This is a genomic window from Acidovorax sp. SRB_24 (genome assembly GCF_012931925.1).
This window is the reverse complement of sequence record NZ_MWOM01000108.1, coordinates 1-6274: the sequence shown is the minus strand read 5'-3', so window position 1 is coordinate 6274 and position 6274 is coordinate 1. Positions and strand designations below refer to the sequence as shown.

The following is a 6274-nucleotide window of genomic DNA, read 5'->3' as shown; positions in this document are numbered from 1 at the left end:
CAGGGCTACACGCGCATCATCGACCGCAAGAAGGACATGATCCTGGTCAGCGGCTTCAACGTCTTTCCGAGCGAGGTCGAGAATGTGGTCTCGCTGTGCCCGGGCGTGCTCGAATGCGCGGCGATCGGCGTGGCCGACGACACGCAGGGCGAGGCCATCAAGGTGTTCGTGGTGCGCAGCGACCCGGCGCTGACCGAGGAGGCGGTGGTGCGGCACTGCCACGACCACCTGACGGGCTACAAACGCCCCCGGCACATCGAGTTCCGCGACGACCTGCCCAAGAGCAACGTCGGCAAGGTGCTGCGGCGCCAGCTGCGCACGGCCGCCTGACCGACCCTTACTATGGAATGAATCGCTGATGACGCAGACTGCACAAGCGCTTGCGCCCGAAATCACCATCTTGGAACGCGGTTGGCTGTCGGCCAACAGCATCGTCTTTGCCGGCGCCCGCTCGGGCACGGCCGTGGTCGACACCGGCTACTGCGCGCACGCCGCGCAGACCGTGGCGCTGGTGGACGCGACCCTGGGCGGGCGGCCGCTCGCGCGCATCCTCAACACCCACCTGCACAGCGACCACTGCGGCGGCAACGCCGCGCTGCAGGCCGCGTGGCCGGGCGCGCAGACCGCGATTCCCCCGGGCCAGGCGGCGCACGTGCGCCACTGGGACCCGTATGCGCTCAGCTACGCGCCCACCGGCCAGGAGTGCCCGCGGTTCCGCTTCGACGGCCTGCTGCAGCCGGGCACCGAAGTCGTGCTCGGCGACCGCCCGTGGCAGGTGCACGCCGCCCCGGGCCACGACCCGCATTCGGTCGTGCTGTTCGAGCCGCAGGACGCGCTGCTGATCTCGGCCGACGCGCTGTGGGAGAACGGCTTCGGCGTCGTCTTCCCCGAACTCGAAGGCGAGGACGCGTTTGCCTCGGTCGGCGCCACGCTCGACCTGATCGAGCGCCTGGCGCCGCGCACCGTCATCCCCGGCCACGGCCCGGTGTTCCACGGCGTGCCGCGCGCGTTGGAAGTGGCGCGCCGGCGCCTCGACGGCTTCGTGCGCGAGCCGCGCCGCCACGCGCTCTACGCGGCCAAGGTGCTGCTCAAGTACAAGCTGCTCGAATGGCAGCAGATTTCGCTCGCCGACCTGCAGGGCTGGACCACGGCCACGCCCTATTTCGGCCTGCTGCACGCGCGCCACTTTGGCGACGAGGCGCCAGGGCCGTGGCTGCTGCGCCTGGTCGCCGAGCTGGTGCGCAGCGGCGCCGCCACGCGCCAGGGGGACACGCTGCACAACGCATGAGCGCGTGCTGCGGCGGCCTTAAAAACATGAAAAATGGCATAAAACCCTTGCTGAATAAGCGCCTGCAGCTACACAACCCATAGCAAAATAAAGCCGGCACCGGGGCCAGGAGCTGCCCCGTTGCCGCGCCCGGCGCCCGAGAATTGCACCTTCCCGCGCCACCCGCCAGCCCTGGAAGGCACACACATGGCCCTGCCGTTTTTCCAAGCCCGCTTCGCCCTGTTCCTGCGCAGCCGCCGTGCGCTGCGGCATTTCCGGCGGCGCCTGATGCTCGAGTCGCTCGACACGCGCGGGCACGCCGTGCCGGTGCCGCAGGCGCTGTCGCAGGCGCTGCGCCAGGCCAGCGAAGACGGCGCCGCCGCAGTGCTGGCGCGCGCCGGCAGCCACGACGGCGGCCTGACCGAGGCCGAGGCCGGCGCCATCCGCGCGCGGGTCGGCCCCAACGAGGTCGAGCACGAAAAACCCCTGCCCGCCTGGCTGCACCTGTGGCATTGTTACCAGAACCCGTTCAACCTGCTGCTGACGGCGCTGGCCGTCATCTCGTGGCTCACCCACGACGCCAAGGCCACCGTGGTGATCGGCAGCATGGTGGTGCTGTCCACGCTGATGCGCTTTGTCCAGGAGGGCCGCTCGCACCGCGCGGCCGAGCGGCTCAAGGCCCTGGTCAGCAACACGGCGACGGTGCTGCGCCGCAGCGACGACGGCACCAGCGCGCAGCAGGAGCTGCCCATCGCCCAGCTCGTGCCGGGCGACCTGATCGTGCTGTCGGCCGGCGACATGATCCCGGCCGACTGCCGCGTGCTGGTGGCCAAGGACCTGTTCGTCAGCCAGGCGGCCATGACGGGCGAATCGCTGCCGGTCGAAAAGCACGCCGTGCGCCAAGGCGCCAGCGACAGCGTGCTCGACGCCGCCAACCTGCTGTTCATGGGCACCAACGTGGTCTCGGGCGCGGCCACGGCGCTGGTGCTGGCCACGGGCAACCGCACCTATTTCGGCACCATCGCCACGCGCGTCACGGCGGTCGAGCGCACGCCCACGGCCTTCCAGGCGGGCGTGAACAGCGTCAGCTGGCTGCTGATCCGCTTTGCGCTGGTCATGGTTCCCATCGTGTTCCTCATCAACGGCTACACCAAGGGCGACTGGACCGAGGCCTTCCTGTTCGCGCTCTCGGTGGCCGTGGGCCTGACGCCCGAGATGCTGCCGATGATCGTGACCTCGACGCTGGCCAAGGGCGCCGTGCTGCTGTCGCGCAAGAAGGTCGTCGTCAAGCGGCTCGACGCGATCCAGAACTTCGGCGCCATGGATGTGCTGTGCACCGACAAGACCGGCACGCTGACGCAGGACAAGATCGTGCTCGAGCGCCACACCAACGTGTTTGGCGCCACCTCGGACGAGGTGCTCAAGTTCGCCTTCCTCAACAGCCACTACCAGACCGGGCTGAAGAACCTGCTCGACCGCGCCGTGCTCGACCACCTGGAGCTGCGCACCGAGCTGCGCCTGGCACAGGACTACCGCAAGGTCGATGAAATCCCGTTCGACTTCCAGCGTCGGCGCATGTCGGTGGTGGTGTCCGAACGCGACGACCACCACGAGCTGATCTGCAAGGGTGCGGTCGAAGAGGTGCTGGCCGCCTGCAGCCAGATCCAGGACGGCGCGCAGGTGCTGCCGCTCGACGCCGCGCTGCTCGCGCGCGTGCAGGCCGTGACCGCCGCGCTCAACCACGAGGGCCTGCGCGTGGTCGCCGTGGCCGCCAAGGAGGTGCCGCCGGACAAAACGGTGTACAGCGTGGCCGACGAGGCGGCGCTCACGCTGATCGGCTACATCGCCTTCCTCGACCCGCCCAAGGAATCGAGCGCCCCGGCGCTGCAGGCGCTGGCCGAGCACGGCGTGGCCGTGAAGGTGCTGACCGGCGACAACGACCTGGTGGCGGCCAAGATCTGCCGCGACGTCGGCCTGCCCATCGACGGTGTGGTGCTGGGCGCGCAGATCGAAGACCTCGACGAGGCCGGTCTGCGCCGGCTGGTGGAGCAGCACAACCTGTTTGCCAAGCTCACGCCGCTGCACAAGGAGCGCATCGTGCGCGCGCTGCGCGCCAATGGGCACATCGTCGGCTTCATGGGCGACGGCATCAACGACGCGCCCGCGCTGCGCGCCGCCGACATCGGCATCAGCGTGGACAGCGCGGTCGACATCGCCAAGGAGGCGGCCGACATCATCCTGCTCGAAAAGAGCCTGATGGTGCTCGAAGAGGGCGTGGTCGAAGGGCGCAAGACCTTCAGCAACATGCTCAAGTACATCCGCATGACGGCCAGCTCGAACTTCGGCAACGTGTTCTCGGTGCTGGTGGCCAGTGCGTTCCTGCCCTTCCTGCCCATGCTGCCGATCCAGCTGCTGGTGCAGAACCTGCTCTACGACATCTCGCAGATCGCGATCCCGTTCGACAACGTCGATGACGAGCTGGTGCGCCAGCCGCTGCGCTGGAACCCGCAGGACCTGGGGCGCTTCATGGTGTTCTTCGGCCCGATCAGCTCGGTGTTCGACCTGCTCACCTTCGCGCTGATGTGGTGGGTGTTCCAGGCCCAGACGCTGGCGCAGCAAACGCTGTTCCAGTCGGGCTGGTTCGTTGTCGGCCTGCTCACGCAGACGCTGATCGTGCACATGATCCGCACGCCCAAGCTGCCTTTCCTGCAGAGCCGCGCCGCCTGGCCGCTGCTGGGCATGACGCTGGCGGTGATGGCGGTGGGCATCTTCCTGCCCATGGGTCCGCTGGCCGGCTACTTCAAGCTGCAGGCGCTGCCGCTGCCCTACTTTGGCTGGCTGGTGGCGATCTTGCTGGGCTACGCCACGCTGACCACGGTGCTCAAGCGCGTGTACATCCGCCGCTTCGGCTGGCAGTGAGCCGCGGCGCGCGGGCCGCGCCAGGGTTTTCCGTCAAATCGGCCACAAACGCTGATGCAGCAATCGATTGCAGCTCACTTTTTTGATGATCCTGCTGCGCGCGGTCACGGCCGCAGCGCCGGCAGCGCGCTGGGCACGGGCTCGACGCCCGGCGTGATGGGCGCGTCGCGCGCGATGCGGCCGTCCACCAGCTCGACCAGCCGGTCGCAGCGCGCGGCCAGGCGCGGGTCGTGCGTGACGACGACGAACGCGGTGCCGCGCTCGGCGTGGATGCGGCGCAGCAGCGCAAACACCTCGGCCGACGCGGCGGTGTCGAGGTTGCCCGTGGGCTCGTCGGCCAGCACCAGCGCCGGCTCCATGACCAGCGCGCGCGCGATCGCCACGCGCTGCTGCATGCCGCCCGAGAGCTGGCCGGGGCGCTTGTCCATGGCCTGGGCCAGGCCCACGGCAGCGAGCAGGCCGCGCGCGCGCTCGCGCTGCACGGCGCTCACACGGCCCTCGCCCATCAGCGCTGGCAGCGTGACGTTCTCCAGCGCCGAAAACGCCGGCAGCAGGTGGTGAAACTGGAACACGAAGCCCAGCGTGTGGCGCCGGCGCAGCGTGAGCGCGGCGTCATCGAGGCCCTGCACCGGCGCGCCCTGCAGCCGGTAGCTGCCGGACGTCATCGGTTCGAGCAGGCCCAGGATGTTGAGCAGCGTGCTCTTGCCCGAGCCCGAGGGCCCCATCAGCGCAATGAACTCGCCGGCCTGCACGCGCAGGTCGAGCCCGTGCAGCACCTCGGCCTCGCTCGGCTGGCCGAGGTTGTAGCTTTTCTTGACCGCGTCGAGCGCGATCAGCTCGGCGCCCGGGGTGGCGCCCGCGGCGGGGGCGGTGGCAGGGGCGGCGCTCACAGTCGGATGGCCTGCGCCGGGTCGAGCTGGGCGGCGCGCCGCGCGGGCGCGATGGCGGCGAGCACGCCGCACACCGTGGCCAGCAGCGCCACGCGCAGCGCAGTGTCCAGCGGCAGGTGGATATGGAACAGCGGCAGACCGTCGGAGCCGCGCACAAAACCCGTGAACACCCCGATCAGCGCCACCGCCAGCAGCAGGCCCAGCACCGAGCCCACCGCCCCGACGACCGCGCCCTGCACCAGGAACAGGCGCATCACCTGGCCGCGCGTGGCGCCCATGGCGCGCAGGATGCCGATCTCGCGGCGCTTTTGCACCACCGTCACCACCAGCACGCTGGCAATGCCCAGCACCACCACGGCCAGCACCACGCCGCGGATGATGGCGGTGCTGACCGACTGCGCGTTGAGCGCCGACACCAGCTGCGCATTGTTCTCCTGCCAGCTCTCGGCCTTGACCGGGAACTGCGTGCGCAGCGCCGCGGCCAGGCGCTGCGCCGCCCAGACGTCGTGCAGCGTGAGGTCGAGCTCGGTGGCGCCGCCGGGCAGCGCCAGCAGGTTCTGCGCAGCGCGCAGCGGCACGATGACGGTGCGGCGGTTGAGGTCCTTCACGCCCAGGTCGACCAGGGCCGTCACGCGCAGCGATTCGCTCGAGGTGCCGGTCTGCACCGTCAGGCGGTCGCCCACGCGCACGCCCAGGTCCTGCGCCAGCTCGCGCCCGACGATGGCCTCGCCCGGCGCCAGCCGCGCCGTGCCGCTGACCACCTTGGAGCGCAGGCCGACGACGCGGTCGTAGCGGTCCAGGTCCACGCCCATCAGCGCGATCGACTGCACGGCCTCGCCGCGCAGCGCCAGCCCCGCGCCCGAGACCATGGGTGAGACGCCGGCCACGTTCGGCAGCTTTTCGAGCAGCGGCACCAGCGCCTGCCAGTTGGCGACCGAGCGCAGGCGCTGGGCGCGCGGCTGCGTTTCGGTCAGCACGGTGGCGCCGGGCACGGGCGCGGCGGCGGGCGTGACCCGGTCGTCGGGCGCCTGGAGCGTGAGGTGCGCCTGCGCGCCCAGCGTCTTGGTCAGGGTGCTGGACTGCAGGCCGCTGATCAGCGCCGAGATGTAGGCGATCACCGCCACGCCCGCGGCAACGCCGACGATGATGAGCACGGTCTGCATGCGCCCCTCGCGCAGGAAGCGCAGCGCCACGCGCA

The 6274-nt window shown here is 70.4% G+C and carries 4 protein-coding genes and 1 pseudogene; 3 read left to right on the top strand and 2 right to left on the bottom strand.

Annotation, left to right across the window (positions count from 1 at the left end):
- From B2J89_RS22885 to mgtA, 3 genes and pseudogenes are all read left to right on the top strand, one after another.
- Window positions 1-330: pseudogene (locus B2J89_RS22885) on the top strand (long-chain fatty acid--CoA ligase); the annotation flags it as partial.
- Between the two features lie 28 nt (window positions 331-358).
- Window positions 359-1288: an MBL fold metallo-hydrolase gene (locus tag B2J89_RS20300; protein WP_169170677.1), complete on the top strand. Its 930-nt coding sequence runs from the start codon at window positions 359-361 to the stop codon at window positions 1286-1288.
- Window positions 1289-1474: 186 nt separating this feature from the next.
- A complete protein-coding gene (gene mgtA, locus B2J89_RS20295; protein WP_169170676.1) occupies window positions 1475-4186 on the top strand; it encodes a magnesium-translocating P-type ATPase in 2712 nt (903 codons plus the stop codon).
- 104 nt (window positions 4187-4290) lie between these two features.
- Here mgtA and B2J89_RS20290 read toward each other — a convergent pair whose 3' ends face one another.
- On the bottom strand, window positions 4291-5076 hold the full coding sequence (locus tag B2J89_RS20290; protein ID WP_169170675.1) for an ABC transporter ATP-binding protein: 786 nt from the start codon (window positions 5074-5076) through the stop codon (window positions 4291-4293).
- Window positions 5073-6274: FtsX-like permease family protein (locus B2J89_RS20285; RefSeq protein WP_169170674.1), on the bottom strand; the 1202-nt coding region annotated here is incomplete at its 5' end. The genes B2J89_RS20285 and B2J89_RS20290, both read right to left, overlap by 4 nt.

Bases quoted from the DNA above. Each gene is read 5' to 3' on its own strand.
- B2J89_RS20300 (WP_169170677.1), top strand. From the start codon at position 359: ATGACGCAGACTGCACAAGCGCTTGCGCCCGAAATCACCATCTTGGAA.
- mgtA (WP_169170676.1), top strand. From the start codon at position 1,475: ATGGCCCTGCCGTTTTTCCAAGCCCGCTTCGCCCTGTTCCTGCGCAGC.